The organism is Ruicaihuangia caeni, assembly GCF_029952955.1.
GTDB lineage: Bacteria > Actinomycetota > Actinomycetes > Actinomycetales > Microbacteriaceae > Ruicaihuangia > Ruicaihuangia caeni.
The window spans coordinates 312,450-333,475 of record NZ_JASATX010000001.1 but is presented as its reverse complement, the minus strand read 5'-3'; the positions used below and the strand labels follow the sequence as shown (position 1 = coordinate 333,475).

At 68.3% G+C, this 21,026-nt stretch carries 17 protein-coding genes and 1 tRNA gene; 9 read left to right on the top strand and 9 right to left on the bottom strand.

Going from position 1 to position 21,026, the window contains the following annotated elements:
- Positions 1–18 precede the first annotated feature (18 nt).
- Complete coding sequence (locus tag QF206_RS01490; protein WP_281487430.1) at positions 19–2,667, top strand: cation-translocating P-type ATPase; 2,649 nt, start codon at positions 19–21, stop codon at positions 2,665–2,667.
- Positions 2,668–2,736: 69 nt separating this feature from the next.
- Here the strand turns inward: QF206_RS01490 and QF206_RS01485 are convergent, their stop codons facing one another.
- The 5 genes from QF206_RS01485 to QF206_RS01465 all read right to left on the bottom strand — a co-directional run bounded on the left by QF206_RS01485 (position 2,737) and on the right by QF206_RS01465 (position 9,805).
- Entirely contained in the window at positions 2,737–2,943 is a 207-nt protein-coding gene (locus tag QF206_RS01485; RefSeq protein WP_281487429.1) for a DUF1918 domain-containing protein, read from the bottom strand.
- Positions 2,944–3,005: 62 nt separating this feature from the next.
- Positions 3,006–6,113 carry an HAD-IA family hydrolase gene (locus tag QF206_RS01480; protein ID WP_281487428.1) on the bottom strand — a complete coding sequence of 1,036 codons (3,108 nt, stop codon included), beginning with the start codon at positions 6,111–6,113 and terminating at the stop codon, positions 3,006–3,008.
- Positions 6,114–6,181: 68 nt separating this feature from the next.
- Positions 6,182–7,150 carry a universal stress protein gene (locus QF206_RS01475; RefSeq protein ID WP_281487427.1) on the bottom strand — a complete coding sequence of 323 codons (969 nt, stop codon included), beginning with the start codon at positions 7,148–7,150 and terminating at the stop codon, positions 6,182–6,184.
- Between the two features lie 187 nt (positions 7,151–7,337).
- Positions 7,338–8,519: a hypothetical protein gene (locus tag QF206_RS01470; RefSeq protein ID WP_281487426.1), complete on the bottom strand. Its 1,182-nt coding sequence runs from the start codon at positions 8,517–8,519 to the stop codon at positions 7,338–7,340.
- Positions 8,516–9,805 (bottom strand): sensor histidine kinase, encoded by a 1,290-nt coding sequence (locus QF206_RS01465; RefSeq protein ID WP_281487425.1) that lies wholly within the window; start codon positions 9,803–9,805, stop codon positions 8,516–8,518. Before QF206_RS01465 ends, QF206_RS01470 begins: the two co-directional genes overlap by 4 nt.
- 110 nt (positions 9,806–9,915) lie before the next feature.
- Between QF206_RS01465 and QF206_RS01460 the strand changes: the two genes are divergently transcribed.
- From QF206_RS01460 to QF206_RS01445, 4 genes are all read left to right on the top strand, one after another.
- On the top strand, positions 9,916–10,341 hold the full coding sequence (locus tag QF206_RS01460; RefSeq protein ID WP_281487424.1) for a GntR family transcriptional regulator: 426 nt from the start codon (positions 9,916–9,918) through the stop codon (positions 10,339–10,341).
- Complete coding sequence (locus QF206_RS01455) at positions 10,338–11,234, top strand: ABC transporter ATP-binding protein (protein ID WP_281487423.1); 897 nt, start codon at positions 10,338–10,340, stop codon at positions 11,232–11,234. Before QF206_RS01460 ends, QF206_RS01455 begins: the two co-directional genes overlap by 4 nt.
- Positions 11,231–12,007 carry a hypothetical protein gene (locus QF206_RS01450; protein ID WP_281487422.1) on the top strand — a complete coding sequence of 259 codons (777 nt, stop codon included), beginning with the start codon at positions 11,231–11,233 and terminating at the stop codon, positions 12,005–12,007. The genes QF206_RS01455 and QF206_RS01450 overlap by 4 nt, the downstream gene beginning before the upstream one ends.
- 358 nt (positions 12,008–12,365) lie before the next feature.
- Positions 12,366–13,232 carry a hypothetical protein gene (locus QF206_RS01445; protein WP_281487421.1) on the top strand — a complete coding sequence of 289 codons (867 nt, stop codon included), beginning with the start codon at positions 12,366–12,368 and terminating at the stop codon, positions 13,230–13,232.
- Between the two features lie 15 nt (positions 13,233–13,247).
- Here QF206_RS01445 and zapE read toward each other — a convergent pair whose 3' ends face one another.
- The 3 genes from zapE to QF206_RS01430 all read right to left on the bottom strand — a co-directional run bounded on the left by zapE (position 13,248) and on the right by QF206_RS01430 (position 15,604).
- The gene (gene zapE, locus QF206_RS01440) at positions 13,248–14,258 is read right to left on the bottom strand and encodes a cell division protein ZapE (RefSeq protein ID WP_281487420.1); all 1,011 of its coding nucleotides are present in this window, start codon (positions 14,256–14,258) and stop codon (positions 13,248–13,250) included.
- A 261-nt stretch (positions 14,259–14,519) separates the two neighbouring features.
- Positions 14,520–14,592 (bottom strand) — tRNA-Glu (locus QF206_RS01435).
- Between the two features lie 67 nt (positions 14,593–14,659).
- Positions 14,660–15,604, bottom strand: a complete 945-nt coding sequence (locus QF206_RS01430; protein WP_281487419.1) for a diacylglycerol/lipid kinase family protein — start codon at positions 15,602–15,604, stop codon at positions 14,660–14,662.
- A gap of 74 nt (positions 15,605–15,678) precedes the next feature.
- Between QF206_RS01430 and QF206_RS01425 the strand changes: the two genes are divergently transcribed.
- The 3 genes from QF206_RS01425 to QF206_RS01415 all read left to right on the top strand — a co-directional run bounded on the left by QF206_RS01425 (position 15,679) and on the right by QF206_RS01415 (position 18,656).
- Complete coding sequence (locus tag QF206_RS01425; RefSeq protein ID WP_281487418.1) at positions 15,679–16,317, top strand: MBL fold metallo-hydrolase; 639 nt, start codon at positions 15,679–15,681, stop codon at positions 16,315–16,317.
- Between the two features lie 143 nt (positions 16,318–16,460).
- Positions 16,461–17,117, top strand: coding sequence for a pyridoxamine 5'-phosphate oxidase family protein (locus QF206_RS01420; protein ID WP_281487417.1), 657 nt, complete (start codon positions 16,461–16,463; stop codon positions 17,115–17,117).
- Between the two features lie 60 nt (positions 17,118–17,177).
- The gene (locus tag QF206_RS01415) at positions 17,178–18,656 is read left to right on the top strand and encodes an FAD-dependent oxidoreductase (protein ID WP_281487416.1); all 1,479 of its coding nucleotides are present in this window, start codon (positions 17,178–17,180) and stop codon (positions 18,654–18,656) included.
- Between the two features lie 3 nt (positions 18,657–18,659).
- Here QF206_RS01415 and QF206_RS01410 read toward each other — a convergent pair whose 3' ends face one another.
- Complete coding sequence (locus QF206_RS01410; RefSeq protein ID WP_281487415.1) at positions 18,660–19,610, bottom strand: AsnC family transcriptional regulator; 951 nt, start codon at positions 19,608–19,610, stop codon at positions 18,660–18,662.
- A 204-nt stretch (positions 19,611–19,814) separates the two neighbouring features.
- Between QF206_RS01410 and QF206_RS01405 the strand changes: the two genes are divergently transcribed.
- The gene (locus QF206_RS01405; RefSeq protein ID WP_281487414.1) at positions 19,815–20,921 is read left to right on the top strand and encodes a PucR family transcriptional regulator; all 1,107 of its coding nucleotides are present in this window, start codon (positions 19,815–19,817) and stop codon (positions 20,919–20,921) included.
- Positions 20,922–21,026: the final 105 nt, after the last annotated feature.

Genomic DNA, 21,026 nt, shown 5'->3' with positions numbered 1-21,026 from the left:
GCACGGCCGAGACCTGACGTGGCCGAGCCGGCTGAGCCCCGACCAGCTGGTGCCGCAGAGCGCGGCGCCGCAAAGCCCGACGCCGCGGAGCACGGTGCCGCACAGCGCGGTGCCGTAGAGCCTGGTGGCGTAGAGCCTGGTGGCGTAGAGCCTGGTGGCGCAGAGGGGCTCGCGTCTGCGGTCGCGCGTGAACGGCTGTCCATCGACGGGCCGAACACCCTTCCGGCGCTGCGGCGCCCGTCGGCGCTTCGGTCGCTCGCTCGCCAGTTCACGCATCTGATGGCGCTGCTGCTGTGGACTGCCGCGGGGATGGCGCTCCTCAGCGGCACTCCCGCGCTCGCGATCGCCATCGTGACCGTCATCGTGCTCAACGCGGTGTTCGCCTTCTGGCAGGAGCACCGCGCCGACCGTTCGCTCGAGCAACTGGCGTCACTCATGCCCGCCTCCGCACGAGCGATGCGCGATGGACGTCCCGTGACGATCGATGCCGCCGAACTGGTTCGCGACGACCTCTTGCTGCTCTCCGCCGGCGACAGGATCCCCGCGGATGCCGTCGTCATCGGCAGCGAGGGGCTCCGCGTCGACGAGTCGATGGTCACCGGTGAGAGCCGTCCTGTCGATCGGGGTGAGGGGCAGCCGCTGATCGCTGCGACCTTCGTGGTGCAGGGCCTCGCGCGCGCGCGGGTCACCGCCACCGGCTCGGCGACGCAACTCGCAAGCATCGCAGCCCTTGCAAGGTCCACCCGCCGGCCTCCCAGCCCGTTGACGCGAGAGTTGAATCGCGTCGTGCGCATCATCGCGTTGGTCGCGGTGCTGACGGGCGCCGGTCTGGCAGCGGTGGGTCTGACGTTGGGTCTCGCCGGGCCAGAGGCGTTCCTCTTCGGGGTGGGCGTGGCGGTGGCGTTGATCCCTGAAGGGCTGCTTCCTACCGTGACACTCTCGCTCGCGTTCGGTGCTCAACGGATGGCGGAGAGGAAGGCGCTGGTCCGCAGGCTCGATTCGGTGGAGGCTCTCGGCTCGACGACGATCATCTGCACCGACAAGACAGGCACGCTTACGCAGAACCGCATGTCGGCCGTCGAGGTGTGGACAGATTCGGGCTCGGTCACGATCGACGGAAACGGGTACTCGCCGGAAGCGTCCATCACGGGCGGCGAGCGCGCACGCGAGGCGCTCCCTGAGCTCGCCCGGTCAGCGGCCCTGTGCGTCACCGGCCGAGCCGTGTTGCGGAGCGGCGAGTGGACGAGCGATGGCGATCCGCTGGAGAGCGCGCTCTGGGCCCTTGCGTTGCGCTGCGGAATCGCCGCGTCAGACCTGGAACCGAGTATGAGAGCGCCCTACACGGGCGAGCGGATGCTGAGCTCCGCAACGCTCGACGACGAGTCCCACGTGCTCGGTGCGCCTGAGCGAGTGCTCGACCGCTGCGCGCGCATACCGCCCGGTGCCGAAGCGGCGCTCGACGACCTGACACGCCGAGGCCGGCGCGTGCTAGCCGTCGCCCGCGGCGAAGCCGGCACTCAGGCCGAGACCGGGCTCGTCCTGCTCGGTCTGGTGGGCCTCGAGGATCCGCCGCGCCCCGATGTTCGGGAATCGATCGAGGCGTGTCGTGCCGCCGGCATCCGCCTCGTCATGGTCACCGGCGACCATCCCGGAACGGCCGTCGCGATCGCGCGGGAGGTCGGGCTGCTGCTCGAAGGAGGGGCGAACCTGACGTCGCCCCTCGGCGCGGATGACGAGACGCTTGCGGCGACCCTCGACCGACCCGAGGGCGCCGTGGTCGCGCGCGTCACCCCGGCAGACAAGGTGCGCATAGCGCGCGTGCTGCGTGCTCGGGGGCACGTCGTGGCTATGACCGGTGACGGGGTCAATGATGGTCCGGCACTTCGAGAGGCGGATGTGGGCGTTGCGATGGGCGCCACCGGCACCGACGTCGCGCGCGAAGCCGCCGATCTGGTGCTCCTGGATGATCATTTCGGCACCATCGTGGCGGCGATCCGGCAGGGGCGCGCCACCTTCGCGAATGCGCGCCGCTTCCTCACCTACCACCTGACTGACAACGTCGCCGAGCTCGCGCCGTTCGTCGCATGGGCGCTGACCGGTGGTCAGTTCCCCTTGGCGATAGGAGTGCTGCAGGTGCTCGCGCTCGACATCGGCACCGACATGCTGCCAGCCCTGGCACTGGGGGTGGAACCTCCCAGCCGCAAGGTGATGACGCGGCCCCCCGGAAGGCGTCGCCTCATCGACCGGACGGTGCTGGGGCGGGCGTTCGCAATGCTAGGACCAATCGAGGCCGCCCTCTCTCTCGGGGCCTTCGCAGCGGTGCTGCTCTCGGGCGGGTGGTCGTGGGGCGCCGTGCCGGACGGGAACCTCTTGGCCATGGCCTCGGGCAGCGCATTCGCGGTGATCGCCACGTCGCAGATGGCCAACGCGTTCGCCTGCAGGAGTGAGACCACCCCAGTCTTCTCGCTTCGGCTGCTCGGCAATCGTCAGCTCCTCTGGGCGATCGCCGCCGAAGCTGCGCTCTTGGCGGTGTTCCTCGGTGTGCCGAGCGTGAGCGCGCTGCTCGGCGGAAGCTGGCCGACTCCACTCGGGTGGGCGTTCGCCATTGCCGCACCGGCAGTGGTGATCGCGGTGGATACGCTGCAGAAGCGCCTGTCGCGACGCTGACTGCACGCAACTGCCAGCGTTGCACACGCACCGTCGCGCGATGTGCTCCGAGCTACTGCCGCCGACACCTCATGTGGCCGGTGGAGCACTTCCGAAATGCTCGACGTGGGCGTCGGCGCCCGGGAAGATCAAAGCGGTGTGCCCGTTGTCGGACCATCGGACCAGGTACGGGGGCGAGCCGTCGGGTGAGTGCACTTCGAGGATCTCAGCATCACGATCGGGTTCGTCCACATGGGCGCTGTGCACGACGAGGCGATCACCGATCTTCGCGTACATGGCCCTTCCTTTCAGAGCAACGAGTGGAACATCGACACGCTGCGCGTCGCTGCGGCGCACGCCTAGGGGCCTTCGTCCCGCGCGGGTCGAAGGCGGAAGCGATGCGCGTCTCCCCCACCCATGACCTTCACCGCACCGTCGACCACGATGCGCACAGGCGGGGCGGTCGAGCGATGCAGCGAAACGTCGGCGCCGGCGCCCTCGACGGTCACGTCGACACGGTGACCTCGATACCAGACCTCGAACCGGAGCCGTTTGATCCTCGACGGGAGTCGAGGTGACAAGCGCAAGCTGTTCTGCTCGGTTCGAAGCCCGGCGAACGAGTGGACGGTCAGTCCGGCAGTGCCGGCCATCGCTCCAAGGTGAATGCCTTCGCTGGTCGTGCCGCCCTGAGTGTCGTCGAGATCTGCGACGAGAGCTGCCCGATACACCGACCATGCTCGTGCCGGATCGAACTCCGTGAGGATCGCGGCGTTCGCCACACGACTCAGCGTGGAGCCGTGCACGGTGCGTTTCAGGTAGAACTCGACAGTGCGGTCCAGATCGTCGGATGGCAGCGGATAACGGAGCCTCGCCAACTGTCGCTGCAGGCCTTCACGACCAAGCAGATAGAGCAGCATCAGCACGTCTGGCTGCTTCGTGACCTTGTACCGTAGCGAAGTGTCGCCCTCGGACTCCAGGATCAGATCGATCCTGCCGAGGTCTTGGTATCGCAGGCGATAGCCCTCCCAGTCGAACTCCTCGAGGCGGTGGAAGCCCTCGAACTGATCGAGCAGTCCGTCTGGACTGAACGGCACCGCGAGCGACGTGCTCAGGACACGCCAGCGGTCGAGCTCGCCATCGTCGACGGCAAGGCGTTCCCGGATCGCCTCAGCGGCATGACCTTCGAGCACCGCGAGGGAGTCGAGTGCCCGCTCCCACGTCCAAGCCGCGAGAACGTTGGTGTACGTGTTGTCACGAAGCCCCATGCCGGGCGCGTCGGGGTAGCCGTCGTGATACTCGTCAGGCCCCATGACGCCGAAGATGTGCGCTCGTTCGTCCCCCGAGCGGTGCACCACCAGCGATGCGAAGTAGCGCGCGACCTCGATGATGAGCTCTGCTCCCCGCTCTGCGAGCCACGAGAGATCCCCTGTGAGCTGGAAGTGGTGCCAGACGTCATACGCGACCGCCAAGCCGACGTGCTTCTGCAGAGCGGAATGATCCGCCACCCATCGTCCCGACAGCGGGTTGTAGCCTGCCGTGGGCGTCTGCTCAGTGCCATCGCCGGCGCTCTGCCAGGGGAAGCAAGCCCCAGTTGCGCCCTCGATGCGAGCGATCTCACGGGCGGCCGGGAGCCTGCGCCAGCGATATTCGAGCAGGGCACGGCTGACGTGCGGAAGCCTGTGCCCGATCACCGGGATGACGAACAGTTCGTCCCAGAACACGTGCCCCCGATAGCCCTCGCCGTGGAGACCACGTGCTGGGACTCCTGCGTCGAGCGCCGCGGTGTGCGGCGAGATCGTCTGCAGAGTATGGAACATGTGCAGGTTCAGCACGAGCTGGCATTGCTTGTCGGCATCGATATCGATGGCGAACCGGCTCCACAGGCGCCGCCACGCGTTCTCGTGGCGACCGAGCAGTTCGTCGATGTCGCCGGAGGTGCGGCGCAGCACCGCAACCGCCCCTTCTGCAGGCGAAGTGATCGCCGAGTCCCGAGAGGTGACGACGGCCACCGTCTTCGTGATGACGACCGGGTCGCCATCGCGCACGCGTAACTGGAACTGCTGCTGGTAGCGGCGAGCGGCGGTTCGTGCCGTCACCTGCTCCGGCGTCGCCCCCGATACTGCGGTCCGAAGCGCCATTGCGATTCGGATGCCGCTGGCCGAGGTGACCGATTCGATGAGCGCGTCGCCGTCGGAAAGCCGTGTTGAGGCGAACTGCGTCAGATGGGACGACCCATGTCCTTTGTCTCGAAGCACATTCGAGTTGCGAACGCCCCCATCGACACCCGCCCGGATCGTGAGCGTGCCGCTGAATCCGATCGGGGTCGCCGTGGTCTGCAACACCGCCAGGTGGGGGTCGTCCATCGAGGTGAATCGGCGCTGGACGACCGCCAGGCGCTCGCCCTGTTCCGTGGTGAGCACCAACGAGCGGGTGAGCACCCCCGTCCGCAGATCGAGTTCGCGGCGCTCCGCCGTGGTCGAATACGAGTCCGCGGACCACCAGCCGTCCGCGCCGATACGGATGTCGAGCGGGAGCCAGTTCGGCACGTTCACCAGCTGCTCTTCGCGCACCGCCCGCCCGTGCACGACAGACTCGGCGGTGTTGTACACACCGGCGAGGTAGGTCGCCGGATAGTGCACGCCGTCATCGTGGGCCTCGGGACTGGTCCCCCTCGTTGCCAGATAGCCGTTTCCCAGAGCGGTCAAGGCCTCACGGTGCCCCTCGTGCGCAGGATCGAAGCCTTCGTATACGAGCTTCCACGGGTGCACGCGTGATTCGCCCAGGTCGAGCTCGCCCACGTCATCCACGACGATGTCGGCTCCAGCGGCCTCCAGCGCTTCGCGCTGACCCAGGCGGTCGACTCCCACCACCAAGCCGAACCCGCCCCTTCGACCCGCTTCGACCCCGGCGATCGCGTCTTCGATGACCGCCGTCTTCTCCGCCGTCACACCGAGCCGGTGCGTGGCCTCGATGAACATCGCCGGATCGGGCTTGCCGCTCAGATGCTGCAGCTCGACGACGTGCCCGTCGATGACGGTGTCGAACATGTCGTCCACGCCGGCCGCTGCCATGACGGCGTGGGCGTTGCGGCTCGCCGATACGAGCCCGACTGGCACGCGTCCGGCGCGAAGTCGCTGCAAGAGGGACGCGGTCGCCGGGAAGACTCCGACGCCGTCCGTTGCGATCCGGGCGAGGAACAGCTCGTTCTTCTTCCTTGCCAGGCCGAAGATGCTCCAGACCTCGGCTGGGTCCCGAGGATCTCCGGTCGGGACGGTGATGCCGCGCGAAGACAGAAAACGCAGGATCCCGTCTTCACGTGTCTGTCCATCGAGGTACTCGAGGTAATCGTTGATCGGATCGAACGGAGGGAGTCCTCGACTCGTGAGGATCGGATCGAACAGTTCGGTCCAGGCTGCGGCATGCGCAGATGCTGTGTTCGTGACGACGCCGTCGAGGTCGAAGAGCACCGCATCGAAGGGCAGCCCCGTTATGGTCGAAGGCGAGCGGGCCGATCGCCGTGGATTCCGCACCCCACTCAGCTCTCCCCGTACTTCGGGCGCACCACCGTGGTCACCCCGGCGGGGTGCAGCAGGATCGAGCGGCTCACCGAGCCCAGGAAGTACCGGTCCATTCGACCGCGTCCGTGCGACCCGATCACAAGCATCTCGGCTCTACTGGCCTCGTTCCGGAGTGCCGACACGGGGTCATCCTCGATGAACTCACCCTCGATCTTGAGTCCGGGGCTCCGCACATCGAGGTCCGCGATCTCGCGCTGCAAGACGCGTTGGTGCTCCATGCGTGTCTCCGCGAGTTCAGAGGAGCGCTCGAGCGAGGGCGGGAACCATGCGTGCACCACCCTGAGCGGCCGGCGGAGCACAGCGGCCTCCTGCGCCGCGAAGCGGGCCGCCGCGCTGTCGCTGTCGTCGCCCTCCACGCCGAGCACGACCGGCCCGGAGGCTCCCGGTTCCCACTCGCGTGGAACAACGACGGCAGGGCACCACGACGCCTCTGCCAACTTGACCGAGAACGTCGAGGCCAGGAGCACATCAGCCAGCCTCGTCACCCTGTTGCTTCCCACCACAAGCAGGTCGGCCGAGATCGATGCCTCTTCGAATCGGTCGCGCGCATCACCCTCCTCGACGCGCGTGCTGATCCTCGTCGAAGGCGCAAGGGCAGCGAGCGCCCGGGCAGCGCGCTCCGCGGTGTCCTCGGCTTCACGCCGGAACGACGCTGCATCTCTCCCGCCGATGAACCGGTCGGGCTCGGCGACCGTCAGCACCTCGACATCGAGCCGGTGATGCTTGCTGCGGTGGGCGACCCATCGCAGGGCGCCTTCACCGGCCGGTCCGCCGTCACCGGCGAGCACGATTCGCTCGACCCGGGGATCCGCCGCGTGCTCCTCGAGCTGCGGCTTCGGCGTCGATCCCTGCTGTGCCGATTCCTGCTGTGCCGATCCCTGCTGTGCCGATCCATGCTGTGCGCCGTTCGCCATCTCGTTCGACACGTCGGCTCCTTCGCTCGGGCTCTTCGGCACGCGCGGTCGAGACCGCGCCACAGATACCGTGCTCGTCATCCTCTGCAGCGCCGATCGATGATCGCAGAGGCGAAAGTCCCGAGCCCGAGCCCGAGCCCGAGCCCGAGCCCGAGCGTCAGCGTCAGCGTCAGCGTCAGCGTCAGCGTCAGCGTCAGCGTCAGCGAGCAGGAGCGTCGTGCTGTGCGACGGCTCCCGGCATCCCGGATTGCGCGGGGATCGTGAACGCGATCCGCAGCCGCGCACCCTCATCCATCCGGAACTCGTCGACGGTTCCCCGCAGCGCGAGGAAGTACGGCGCGAGCCGCAGTTGCAGCCCGTCGCCTGGAAGCTCAGCGTCGATGCTCACCGAGACCGCGGTGGCACCGCCTTCAGCGCCCCGCAGCTCGACGCGCACCGTTCCGGCATCCGCATCGAGCTGGTCGGTGATCGCACTGATCATCCCGCCGAGCGCCACACGCTGGTCGGCCCGCATGCGCTCGGCGGATTGTGCGGGATCGCTCACCGAGACCCGATCGTCGCCGATGGAGTCCAGCCAGGTCAGTCGCGACGCCGAGACGAGTTGATCGCGGATGCCGCGCGCGAGCTCTCGAGCCCTGGCCCGGTCTGCGTCTTCCACCCGGCCCGCCTCGAGCACGCGCTCGATGAACGGCACCGCCGGCGCCGTCAAGCTCGCCAGCCGTCGTCGCTCCATCGCCTCGACCCGCGCCCCGCGCGATGCATCGAGCGCGAGTTTGGCTTTCGCCCGCTGTTCCAGCAGCGGCAGCATCCGAGCGACCACGGATACCGAGAAGGTGGTCGACGCGGCGATGCCGCTGGTGAGCGGCGAAGCGACGATGAACATGGCGCCGACCGGCCCCCAATCGCCCCAGCTGCCCGAGACGGCGAACGCAGCGATCGGAACCGTGATCAGCGTGGCCGCGGAGCCGAGCATCAGGAGCGCTCGCGCCGGCAGGTACGGCGCCAGGCTGCCCAGCGTGAGGGCGAGTCCGAACGGCGCCCACCAGAGTTCGATGCCGATCTGCGCCTCGGCATAGCCGAGAGCCGAGAGCAGGAACGCGGCGCTCGACATCGACAGGGCGAGGGCGGCACCCGCCCAGCCGATCGGCGGTCGCAACGGGCGGCTGATCGCGTGCACCACCAGGCATCCGCTGAAGGCGAGCGCGACGGCGAGCAACTGGAAAAGAGGACTGCCTCCGGCATCCCAGTTCAGCGCGGTGAAGACGACGCCGTACCCCAGCGCGAGCACGCCGAACACGAGCGGCACGAGGGAGCCGGTGAACCAGTTGACCGGGTCGGTCTCGTGCGCCGACAGCCGGAAGAACGGGCGATGCGCGGTCATGATGCTCCCCCGAGCGGTGCCGGCAGTGTCAGCATGACGGAGGTTCCGACGCCGTGTGACGACCAGATGCGAGCGCGGCCGCCGACGCCCTCCATGCGCTCGCGCACGGAGACACGCAATCCGAGGCGGTCAGCGCGCACCTCGCCGGGATCGAAGCCCACTCCTTGGTCGACGATCAGCGCGGCGAGCTCCTGATCGTCGGCGACGACGTCGAGCTCGGCGCTTGATGAACCCGAGTGCCGCAGCACGTTCTCGAGCGAGGCACGTGCCGCGGCAACGAGCGCCGCGGACGCCTCGGCACCGAGCCTCCCGTCCGCCGAATCGGCGACGGTGAGCTGCACCGACAGCCCACGCCACTGATACTCGGACACCAGCGCCGCGAGCGTCTGCCGCAAGCTGCGGTCGTGGGATGCGTTCGCGGAGCCAGGGCCGCCCGCGGATCGTTTCTCCGCATCCGTGCGGGCACCGTCATCGCCGCGGTCGCTCGCGGGATCGCTCGCGCTCTTGCCCGCAGCGTGATCGATTGAGAGCCACTCGGCGCGCTTCACGGTGTCGAGATCGGTGCGCAGCCACTGACTCGTGCGGTGATCGATCGCCCCGCGAAGATTCATGATCACGGCGAGGTCGCCGAGCAGGGTGTCGTGCACGACAGCGGTCGTGCGTTTCGCGAGCCGCTGGCCGTGCGCGATCTGCAGCATCTCGCGCTCGAGCTCGTCGAAGTTCGGCATCCGCCTGCGTGCCCGGCGCTGCACGGCTGCGAGCGTGAGGTACGCCACCGATCCAACCACCAGCACCATCGCCGGGCCGAAGCCTGGCCGGTACGGCACCCCGGCGATCACGGATGCCGCTGCCCCGCTCGCGGTCGCAACGGTGAACCCGACCGCGAGCCACGCGATCCCCACTCGCGGAGTCGTCACGCCGGCACCGACCGCGGTCAGCGCGAGCATCGGCCGATTGAGCAGGAACAGTGCCTCATCGAGCAGTGCAGGCTCCGCATGCAGCAGGGCCACCTGATAGGCGGCGCCCGCTGCTCCCCCGACCACGAGATACGTGAGCACTACGGAGGCTCGAGGGCGAAGGATCGCTGCCAGGACGCCCACGAACATCACCGCGAGCATGAGCAGTGGCAGGGGCAATTCGTGCGCGCGACCGCGCACCAGCAGCGTCTCGAGAAGCACCGGAACGGTGGAGATGAGGGTGACGGCTCCGACCACGAGCGTCACGCGCGAGATCGAGCCGGAGTTGACCGCCGCAACGGCAGCCCCCGGCAACACTCTGATGCCCATGTCGATCCCCCCGTGTGATTCTCCCGTATCCACGGCGCCCGAGACGCGCTTGACATTCGCTCCCACTCCTGATTGGTTAGTTACATCACTAATGAACCAGGGAGGCAAGCGTGGACGAAGACCGGCCGATCTTCGTGCAGATCGCTGAGCAGATCGAGAACGACATCCTCTCGGGAGCTCTTGAGGAGGAGTCGCAGGTGCCGTCGACGAACGAGTTCGCCGCCTTTCACCGCATCAACCCCGCGACCGCCGGCAAGGGCGTGAACCTGCTGGTGGATGCCGGCGTGCTGTACAAGCGCCGCGGTATCGGCATGTTCGTCGCCGCGGGCGCCCGAGAGCGCATCGCCAGCGAGCGACGCGCACGCTTCGCCGACGAGTTCGTCACGCCGCTCGTCGCCGAGGCACGCAAGCTCGGCATCGGCGACGCCCAACTCATCACCCTCATCCGCGACCACACGACCAAGGCGAGCGCGGCCCAACCGCTCGCTCAGACATCCGCTACCAAGCGAACCCACACGCAGGAGAAATCGAAATGACACGATCCCCCGTCATCGAGACGGAAGGACTCACTCGCCGGTTCGGCGACCTCACCGCGGTCGACGACGTGACGTTCTCGGTGCAGGAGCACAGCATCGTCGGCCTGCTGGGCCGCAATGGCGCCGGCAAGACGACCGTCATGCAATTGCTCACCGGGCAGGACTTCGCGACGAGCGGCGAGATCCGCATCTTCGGCGAATCGCCGGTCGAGAACGCTTCGGTGCTCAGCCGGCTCTCGTTCATCAAAGAGAGCCAGCGCTACCCCGAGGACTTCAAGCCCAAGCACGTGTTCAAGGCGGCGCCCTGGTTCTTCGAGCACTGGAATGAGGAGTTCGCACAAGAGCTGATCGAGGAGTTCCGGCTCCCGCTCAACCGCCGCATCAAGAAGCTCTCGCGAGGCCAGCTCTCGGCAGTCGGTGTGATCGTCGGTCTCGCGGCCCGCGCGCCGCTCACTTTCTTCGACGAACCGTATCTCGGGCTCGACGCGGTCGCCCGCCAGTCGTTCTACGATCACCTGCTCGCCGACTATGCCCGGCATCCGCGCACGATCGTGCTCTCGACCCACCTGATCGACGAGGTGAGCGATCTGCTCGAGCATGTGCTGGTGATCGACGACGGCCGCATCATCATCGACCAGGATGCCGAGAGCCTGCGCGGCAGCGTCACAACCGTCGCGGGGCCCCGGCACGCAGTCGAGCGCTTCGTCGAGCATCGCGAAGTGCTCGCGAGCGACCGGCTCGGCGGGCTGGCGACCGCGACCCTTGAGGCGCTGACCCCTGCCGAGCGACGCGAGGCCGCCGATGCGGGCCTCGAGCTCGGGGGCGTGTCTCTTCAGCAACTCATCGTGCGCCGCACTCGTGCGCACGCCTCGGAATTCGGAGCGGAATCATGACCGACCTGGCCATCAGCACCCCCGCCGTGCGGCAGCGCGGCAGCGAGTGGCAGCGCATCTGGAACGTGGTGCGACTGCACTTCGTGAACATCGGCACGACGATCGCCGTGCCGAGCATGATCATGGGCTTGATCTTCCTCGCGAACCTCGCCATCTGGGCGATCATCCGGGCCTCGCTCGCACCGGGCGACCGCACGAACTTCAGCGAAGGCATGCAGTGGAGCGGCTCCACCTTCTACATCTTCGTGTACATGCTCGTGGTCGCCGTGCAGGCGATCAGCGCGACGTTCCCGTTCGCGCTCGGCCTCAGCACGACCCGTCGCGACTACTACCTCGGCACGGCAGCGAGCTTCATCCTGCTGTCGGCGGGCTACGCGGTCGCGCTCACACTGCTCTCGCTGCTTGAGGAGGCGACGAACGGCTGGGGCCTCGGGGGCCGCATGTTCGTCACGAACTACTTCAGTGACGGCCCCGTGCTCGAGCGCTTCTTCGTGTTCTTCGCGGTGATGCTGTTCTTCTTCTTCGTCGGCTCGATCTTCGCGAGCGTGTGGATGCGGTGGCGCGCCTACGGCGTCATCGTGCTCGGAGTGCTGCTCGCGGCGCTCCTGCTCGGCGCCATGCTGCTGATCGGCGTCACCGGCAGCTGGGGCGCGGTCGGCGACTGGCTCGTGTCGAACCGCGCGCTGGGCGTCGCCTGGTGGTCGCTGCTGCCGACGGCCCTCTCGGCGGTCGCCGGGTTCTTCCTGCTCCGGCGGGTGACGCCGCGCAACTGAGGCGGCGCGGCTGAACCTGGGCGCGGCCTGGCTGCCACCGGTCCACGGCCTGCCCGCGGCGTGGCCGGCGCGGGGCGTGGCGTGCCCGGGGCGTGGCCTGCCCGCGGCGTGGCCGGCGCCGTCGCCGTCGCCGTCGCGAGGGTTTGCTGCACAACCGCGGGTTAGAACCCGCGCAGCTGCAGCAAACCCTCGCGTGAACGGCCGCGGCGAGCGCGGACGGCGCTGCGGGGACATGCTGGAACCGGCCCGCGAGAGCCCCCGAACTCTCGTGGACCCTCACCCGTTCCCACCCCGAACCCTCCCCTCGAACCTTCAACCCCGAGCAACTCCTCATCGCCCGAGATCAGGAGCCCCCGCCATGTCAGCCCCCGCGGCCCGAGCGAGCGCGCACCAACCGCCGCACGCGCCCGTCGCTGCTCGGGATGCCGACAGTGCCGGGGTCGTGCGCGACGGCATCCGCGCCCATGCCGTCCCCGCTCCCGCGTCCGGCTCGGCGGCGAACGCGGGCGTGCGGGCGTGGCGAGTCGTGCGCCTGCACTTCGTGAACTTCTCGACGATCGTGATCGTGCCGTGGATCGTGCTGTTCGCGATCGCGCTGCTCTCGGTCGCGGTCTGGGCGGTCGTGCTGAGCGCCTCGCCCGTCATCGCCACGGCCGCGCCCCTGGCGCTGTGGTCGGGCGCTGTCTTCTACCTCTTCGTCTACATGAGCGTGGTCGCCGTGCAGGCGATGAGCGCCACGTTCCCCTTCGCCCTCGGCATCGGATCCACGCGACGCGACTACGCCGTCGGCACGGCGCTCGCGTTCACGCTGCTCTCGGCCGGCTACGGTCTCGCTCTCACCGCGCTCTCCGTGGCAGAGGAGGCAACCGGCGGTTGGTGGCTGGGTGGCCGCATGTTCGCCACCCCCGGGTTGACCGACGGCCCACTGCTCGAGCGCCTCGTCGTCTTCTTCACGGGGCTGATGCTGTTCTTCTTCGTCGGAGCCGTCTTCGCCGCAGCTTGGCTCCGGTGGCGCGTCTACGGCCTGGTTGCGCTCGGCGGTGCGCTCGCGGCGCTCTTCGTGGTGCTCCTGTTCGGCATCACGGCCACGGGCAGCTGGCCCAGCGTGATCGACGCCCTCGTGCGGCTCGGAGCGTTCGGCGGGGGCCTCTGGTCTCTGGCGCCGACCGCACTCGCCGCCGTCGCCGCGTTCCTGTTGCTGCGCCGCGTCACTCCGCGCGGTTGAGCACCTGCGCGCCGCTCAACCGGCGGCGTCGAGAAGTGCCAGCCGGCTCAGCATCCGCTCCACATCGTGCGGATTGGCGGCCGGTTCATCGACGAAGTGCTGTCGCTCGACGGCTGCGTGCACCACGAGCTCGTGTCCGCGATCGCTGAGCACATCGACGAGGTTCGCGAAGCGCTGCCGGGCAGCGAGCGTGGTGCGCGCAAGCGGCGGAACGCCGAGCAGCGTCCAGTGATCGAAGCGGTCGGCCCAGGCCACGATGTCTGATGCCGCGACGGGCGCTTCGCACAACTGCGTCCAGTGGAACCGGATGCTTGATCCGTCGGCGTCGAGCGCTTCGAAGCGCCGCCCGCCGAGCTCGAGCACGACCGCCGGTGCTTCGGCGACGTTGACCGAGTCGCTGATGTGCCAGACTCCGCGCAGGCCTCGTGAAGCGGTGCCGTTCACCGACGGGGCGCCAGGCAAGTCGCTCGTCGGGTTGCCGTCCGCCGCGCTCGTGCGCCGATAGTCCCGCGCTCCGGCCACTTCGACCACCTCGAATGCTCTTGTTACAGCCGCCCGCAGGGGCAGAGCGACATGCTCGAAGACCGGATCAGGCAGCAACTCGTTCGGCGCATAGTTCGACGTGACAACCACCCGCACCTGGCGCTGCTCGATCAGGCTGAGCGATCGCGTAAGCAGCAGGGCGTCGGCCGGATCGTGCACATGGAACTCGTCGAAGACGAGCAGACGGATGCCCCCGAGCAGCGCGTCGATCGCGGCATCCGTGTCGTACGCGTTCGCGACGATTGCACGCTGCAGCTCAGTGAGGAATCCATGGAAGTGCACCCGCCGCTTGGGCACGGGCATCGTCGCGAACCACGTATCCACGAGCCACGACTTGCCCCGCCCGACCGGCCCATGCACATAGACGTTCGGCGCCCCGGATGCCGTCAGCCGCGCAAGCGCGGAACGCTGCCCTTGATCGAGCTCGAAGCCCTCGGCAGCCGCCGCGCGCTCGACAGCGCGTCTCACTCGTCGCGGGCCCACGTCATCTCACCCTAGTCGCGGCCGCTGAGCGTGACCGCGCCCGCCGAGTTCGCGCCGCGCTCCTGCCCTGCCCTGCCCTGGCGGCGCCTGGCCTGCCCGCAGTATGGCTCGGCCAGAGTTGGCTGCCGCCGGCCAGAGTTCCACCCCTCGCCAGCGTCGCGAACTCTGGCCCGCGCGGCCAGACCTCCGACCGGGCGCGCAGCCGCCCCGGCGCAAACGAGAAGAGCAGCCCGGCCGAAGCCGGACTGCTCTTGTTGCGCGTGACCCCAGCGGGATTCGAACCCGCGTTACCGCCGTGAGAGGGCGGCGTACTAGGCCGCTATACGATGGGGCCTCGTTGGCGCTTGAAAAGTATGCCACACCACGCATGCGGCTCGCAAAATGAGAAAATCTCAAGAGAGCTAGACGGCATCGCTCCGTGGATCGGCACGCAGCGGCGGCACCAGCAGGCGAAGCGCACCGGCCTCCACCCGCACCTCCAGCGGCAGTTCGCCGATCGGCTCGCCATCTGCATAGGCGACGATGCGGCGGTCGGCCGATTCAATCCGAACGCTCCGCGCCTCCTCGAACGCGAGTTCCCGAACCGACGTGTGCGTTCCCTTGAACACACGTGGAAAGAACCGGAGGAACCGCAGCTTCGCCAGCGGCGCCAGCGTCACGAGGTCGAGCACCCCGTCGTCAAGCCGTCCGTGGGGCACGAGCCGCATTCCGCCGCCGAACACGCCGGCGTTCGCGACGCTGAGCAGCATCGCTCGCTCGCCGCGCGGCATCCCGTCGACCACGATTCGGTACTGAATCGGGCGGAACCGCAGCAGTTCGAGCAGTGCCGCGATCGAATAGCGCCGGGGCCCACGCGGCCACCGCATCCGGTTCGCACGGGCGTTCACCGCCGCGTCGAAGCCGAGCGACAGCACTCCCGCGAAGCGGCACTCACCCCTAGCTGCGTCGCGCACGACCCCCAGGTCGACGTCGCGCCCGCCGCCCTCGAGCGCCGCGAGCATGAGGCTCACCGCTCCCTCGACGTCGCCCTGCGGTATGCCGAGCGCTCGGCAGAAGTCGTTCCCCGTGCCGGCCGGCACCACGCCGAGCGGCAAGCCGGTGCCCGCGACGATGTTCGCGCCGAGCTGCACCATCCCGTCGCCACCGACCACCACAAGGCCGGCGGTGTCGGCGCCAAGACGGCTTCGCACGGAGCGCGCCAACTCCGCGGCATCCGCCCCCTGCACGAGGTCGGCACCGTATCCGCGCGCGTGCAGCAGCGCGATCACCGCCTGACCCGCAGCGATCCCGCGGCCCTGTGCGGCGGCGGGATTGACGGCGACGGCGAACCGTTTCGACGTCGCCATGCTCTGATTATCGCGGCTCGTGAGTTCGCACCAGGCCAGACCCACTCGCACACGATCGCGCCTAGGGTCGAGTCATGAGGATCATCAAGCATGAGCACGCCTGCCTCGTCGTCGAGCATGAGGGCCGCAAGCTGGTCATCGACCCGGGTTCCTTCACGCCGCCGCTCGAGGGCATCGGCGATGTCGACGCGATCGTCATCACCCACGAGCACGCCGACCACTGGACGCCCGAGCAGCTCAGCGGCATTCTCGAGGGCAATCCGGATGCCGTGATCTTCGGACCGGCCGGCGTGGTGAAGGCGGCCGAGGGCTTCCCCGTGCGCGAGGTCGCGGAGGGCGACACCGCGCAGGCGGGCACGTTCTCATTGCGGTTCTTCGGCAAGGACCACGCGGTGATCCACTCGTCGATCCCGGTCATCGACAACGTCGGAGTGCTCGTGAACGACACCCTCTACTACGGCGGCGACTCGTACACGCAACCCGGCGTCGAGGTCGAAGTGCTCGCCGCACCGGTCGGGGCGCCCTGGCTGAAGATCGGCGACGTCATCGACTACGTGCTCGCGGTGAAGCCCAAGCGGGTCTTCGGCACGCACAACGCTCCCCTGTCGCCTCTCGGTGAGAACATGGCGAACGCACGGCTCACGTGGGCGGCCGAGCAGGTGGGTGGCGAATTCGTGCCGCTCATGCCGGGCGAGCGCATCGAAGTCGGCTGACGGGAGCGGCTGGCGCGATCGGCGGGACCGACGGGAGCCTCTGGCGCGATCGGCGTGCGAGCGTCGGTCTCCCGGCTACCGCGTCGCCTCGGTGCACCGAGCGATAGGTGGCGTCGCGGCGCTTGGGCTCGCACACTGACTCCATGGGCAGCAACGACGCCGTACGGAAGGTCCACCGGCATCCGGAGCGTCAACGGGTCGACCGAGACGCGCTCTATCGCCTGCTCGATGAAGAGCTCGTCGGACACCTGGCGATGGTCGTCGGCGGCGAACCGCTCATCGTGCCGATGGCGTACGCGCGCGTCGCCGATGCGCTCCTGCTGCACGGTTCCACGGGCGGCGGCTTCGCGCTGCGGGCCGCGACCGAGGGCCACACCGTCGCGTTCTCGGTGACCGCGCTCGACGGCATCGTCGTGGCCCGGTCGCTCTTCGACCACTCCATGAACTACCGCAGCGCCGTCGTGTACGGCGAGTTGGAGACCCTTGGGCCCGCCGAGGAGGACGCCGCGCTCATCGCCCTCTCCGAACGGCTCCTGCCCGGCCGACCCTCCGAGGTGCGCGCGAACACCCGCAAGGAACTGGCGGCGACCCGCGTGGTGCGACTGCCGCTCGCCGATGCCGTGTTCAAGGTGCGCGACGCCGGCCCGGGAGAGGCGGAGGACGACGGAGAGGATCACCATGTGTGGGCGGGCGTCGTTCCGGCGCGTCGCGGCTGGGGTGCACCGGTGGTCTCAGCGCTGACCGAGCCGGATGCCCCGCTGCCGCCGTCTGTGCGACGGCTGATCGAAGTTCCGGGGTGACGTCCGGAGCACCCACAACAGCCCCCGAGCAGGGCCCCTTGCAACGGCAGGAGAAGATCGATGACTTCGCTCTGGCACGCGTACTCCACCGGCATCGACACGGATGCCGCAGCTCCAGACTCGAGCGACGTGGTCGTCGTCGGCGCTGGCCTCGCGGGGCTCACGACCGCGCTGCTGCTGTCGCGTGCCGGTGTGAGCGTCACGGTGCTCGAGGCCAGAACGATCGGCGCGGTGACCACGGGGAACACCACTGGCAAGGTGTCCTTGCTGCAGGGCGCCGCGCTGCAGGGCATAGCTGAGCACAACGACGCCCAGGTGGTCGGCGCGTACGTGACGGCGAATCGGGCCGGTCAGGCCTGGCTGCGCCAGTATCTCGGCACGATCGGAGCCGAGGAGCGCGACCGCGACGCGTGGTCGATCGCGTTCACGCAGCAGGGGCGCGAGACGCTCGAGCGAGAGCTCGAGGTCGCGCGCGAGGCCGGCCTGGACGTCGACTGGGCTGAGACCACCGAGCTTCCGTTCACGACGACCGGCGGCATCCGCCTGGCCGGTCAGTTCCAGATCGACCCGATGCCCGTGCTCGCAGCGATGGTCCGCGAGCTTCGCGAGCGCGGGGCTGCTGTGGTGCAGAACGCTCGTGTCACCGAATTCGAGGTCGACGGCGACCGCGTGCGGGTGACCCTGCACGGTCACGAGGTGTCGGCGAGCCGGGTCGTGATCGCGACCGGGATGCCGGTCACCTTCCGTGGCGCGTACTTCGCACGACTCGAGCCGAACCGCTCCTACGCGTCGGCGTACCGCGTGCCGGGCCCGCTGCCGCAAGCGATGTACCTCTCGGTCGATTCCCCGTCGCGCTCGCTGCGCACCGCGACATTCGGCGACCAGCAATTCCTTGTCGCCGGGGGCCCCGGTCACATCGTCGGCAGGGAGCGCTCACCGAAACGACTCGTCGAAGAACTCGACGCGTGGGTCAAGCAGCACTTCCCCGGAGCGGTACGCGAATACACCTGGTCGGCGCAGGACTACCGCGCCCTCGACCACGCGCCCTACGTGGGGCGCGCCACCCCTGGGGATGAACGCATCTACGTGGCCACGGGCTTCAACAAGTGGGGCATGGCGAACTCGGTCGCCGCGGCTCTGACGCTCTCGGCGAGATTGAGCGGCGCCGCAGCCCCCGATTGGGCGACCGCCCTCTATGACCGCCCGACGACGCTGCCGGATGCCGCAGAAGCCGTGCGCGTCAACGCCACCGTCGGCGGAAACCTTGCCAAAGAGTGGGCAATGACGCTGTTCAAGGCCGCTCCCGACGCCGCCCTTGCCGAGGGCGAGGGCCGTGTGTTCGGCGAAGGACTGCACCCGCGCGGCCGGAGCGTCGTCGACGGCGTTGCCACAGAGGTCAGTGCCGTGTGCACCCACCTCGGCGGCGTGCTGAGCTGGAACGACGCCGAGTGCACCTGGGACTGTCCCCTGCACGGCTCACGCTTCGCCGCCGACGGCAGCCGACTCGAGGGGCCCGCGGTGAAGGACCTCGGGCACTGAGGCTTAACGGGCTTCCTCGGTTCCGTACGCCCCCTCGCTCACGAGCGAGCGGAATCGCCACGGCATCGGCAGGATGAGCGAGCGTGAGATCATCAGCGTCTCGAAGGCGAAGATGTCGTCGTGAGCGGTGATGCGGTCGACGGCTGCGGCGAAGGCCGCGGGTGTATCAGCGTTCACCTCGATCACGCCAGAGAACTTGCCGACCGTCCGCGTCACGATGCTGGCCTCCGGCATCGCCGCGATCGCACGCAAGGTCTCATCCGAGTGCTTCGAAGCCACCTGCACGACCCCGAGAACGTGACCGTCTGGAACCACACGCTCTGTGATCGCGACCGCGGTGATCACACCTGACGCGAACAAGTGCGCGCACTTGCGGCGAACCACGGCGTACGGACTGTCAAGCACGTCAGCGAGCTTGCTCACTTTCGCTCGCGGATCGAGCACGAGCTGCCTGAGAAGGGCGATGTCGAGGTCGTCGAGGAGGTCGAAGGCAGCAGGGTCGGCGTACTGCTCGTTCGGCCGCCAGCCCACTCCCTTCCACTTATAGACGTTGACGGTACGCGTCACCTCCACCGCCGATACACCGGGAATCACAGCGATCTCTTCGGCGACGAACGTAGCGAGTTCATCGTCATCCGAGGCCGCGATCTCGGCGAAGACGTTGGTGCGCCCGACCGTGCTCGCTAGGAAAGTCACGCGCTCGTGCTGGCGAAGCACCCTGGCGAGCGCGGCGATGTCTCCCGCGTACTTCATTGCGACGTTCGCGATGAAGCGGTAGCCCAGCGATTCAGGCTCGACCACGCCGATCAGTCGGAGCTTGCCATCGTCGACGAGCCGGTTCACTCGCACTCGAACAGCGTCGGGCGAGAGCGCGACGTGCGCGGCGAGGTCGGAGAAGCTCCGACGAGGGTCGTTCTTCAACAGGTTGACGATCGTTTGATCGAGGGAGTCCACCGCGCTCCAATCTTCGGCACGCAGGCCATCCGGCCTCGGCACAGTTCTGAACTGTACTGCAAATCACCGGCGTGACGAAGGCTGAACTAGCAAATATTCCTTGCGTTTCATGCGGCGTTAAACGAAAATCGCTTGCGGTTTTAGTATTCCTAGGCAAAACTGAGGTGCAACTTCCGAAACAACCGCAAGTGAGGCAGTTCGAGGATGATTGCTCAACACGACGGGATCGCGGTGCTCCCCACCGCCGACGTCGACGGCCACCAACCCGTGGAGGCCCCCGCGCGATTCGACGTTCTGCGATTCACCCGCGCGCTGCTCGCGGCCGCCGATCCTGCAGCGATGGTGCGAAAGATCGGCGAAGAGCTCCGCGCCCGAGTGGTGCTGTTCGATCACCGCCGGCAGATCCTGGCGGCCTACCCGGCCGTGATGCGGGTGGACCGCACTCCTCCGCAGACTGCGGCTGAGGCACCGGTCACTGCAGGCGAACGGATCTTGGGCTGGCTGCGTATCGAGGACGTCGCGATCCCGGGCGAACTTCTCGACCTGTGCGCAGGAGTCATCGCGACGGCTCTGTCACGAGATCACGCGGACCATGACGACGAACGAGCGATTCATGGACGCGCCATCGCCGCCATCATCGGCGGCGGCGACCTGCACGCGGCTTCGACCGTGCTCACCGAGGCCGGTATCGACTTCGACTCACCGATCTACCTGGTGCTCGCGCTGCACCGCCGTAGCGCCGCAGCGCCGACGTGGAACTGCCCTGAAGGGCCTGACTGCTGCGTATCGGCGATCGTCGATGATCGCGCGGTCGTCCTGCTGCAGCGTGCGGCTGACGTACGACGCCACGCCGAGGGCCTGCTTTGCGCTTCGAGTTCCGACGGAGCAGCGGGTTGCGTAGGCATTGGAGGGCCTGCGCGCGGCACGACTGGCCTCCGGATAGCGTTCGCTGAGGCCTCGAGTGCTGCGAAGGTCGGATGCGGGATCAACGAGAGCCGGCCGCTCGAGGTGTCGGAGCTACTCGCCCTGCACCTCGACCAGACGCTCACCGAGCAGGCCGAGCGCCTGCTCGAGCCGCTCATGCACTTCGACCGCAAGCGGGGAGCAGAGCTCATGGCGACCCTGCGCGTGCTCCTGGAGGAGGACTTCTCGCTCGTCCGTACGGCGAAACGCCTCTTCGTACATCAGAACACGGTGAAGTATCGGATCGCACAGATCAGCGAACTCCTGGGAGTGGACTGCGCAACCCTTCGCGATCGGGTGCAGCTGTGGGTCGCTGTGCAAGCGTTGGCCGGCTCGACGGCTCACTGAGCGGTCGGCATCCCAACGAGCGGTGATTCCCTCACAGCCGCCGTACCGGCCGGCGATACGCTATCCGCCGCACCTCGTACAGCATCGCGCTCAGCGCCGAGCAGA

Excerpts from the sequence above, each read along its gene's own strand:
- QF206_RS01465 (WP_281487425.1), bottom strand. The coding sequence starts at position 9,805 with ATGGGCATCAGAGTGTTGCCGGGGGCTGCCGTTGCGGCGGTCAACTCC.
- QF206_RS01445 (WP_281487421.1), top strand. The coding sequence starts at position 12,366 with ATGTCAGCCCCCGCGGCCCGAGCGAGCGCGCACCAACCGCCGCACGCG.
- QF206_RS01420 (WP_281487417.1), top strand. The coding sequence starts at position 16,461 with ATGGGCAGCAACGACGCCGTACGGAAGGTCCACCGGCATCCGGAGCGT.
- QF206_RS01415 (WP_281487416.1), top strand. The coding sequence starts at position 17,178 with ATGACTTCGCTCTGGCACGCGTACTCCACCGGCATCGACACGGATGCC.
- QF206_RS01470 (WP_281487426.1), bottom strand. The coding sequence starts at position 8,519 with ATGACCGCGCATCGCCCGTTCTTCCGGCTGTCGGCGCACGAGACCGAC.
- QF206_RS01455 (WP_281487423.1), top strand. The coding sequence starts at position 10,338 with ATGACACGATCCCCCGTCATCGAGACGGAAGGACTCACTCGCCGGTTC.
- QF206_RS01430 (WP_281487419.1), bottom strand. The coding sequence starts at position 15,604 with ATGGCGACGTCGAAACGGTTCGCCGTCGCCGTCAATCCCGCCGCCGCA.
- QF206_RS01450 (WP_281487422.1), top strand. The coding sequence starts at position 11,231 with ATGACCGACCTGGCCATCAGCACCCCCGCCGTGCGGCAGCGCGGCAGC.
- QF206_RS01405 (WP_281487414.1), top strand. The coding sequence starts at position 19,815 with ATGATTGCTCAACACGACGGGATCGCGGTGCTCCCCACCGCCGACGTC.
- QF206_RS01485 (WP_281487429.1), bottom strand. The coding sequence starts at position 2,943 with ATGTACGCGAAGATCGGTGATCGCCTCGTCGTGCACAGCGCCCATGTG.
- QF206_RS01425 (WP_281487418.1), top strand. The coding sequence starts at position 15,679 with ATGAGGATCATCAAGCATGAGCACGCCTGCCTCGTCGTCGAGCATGAG.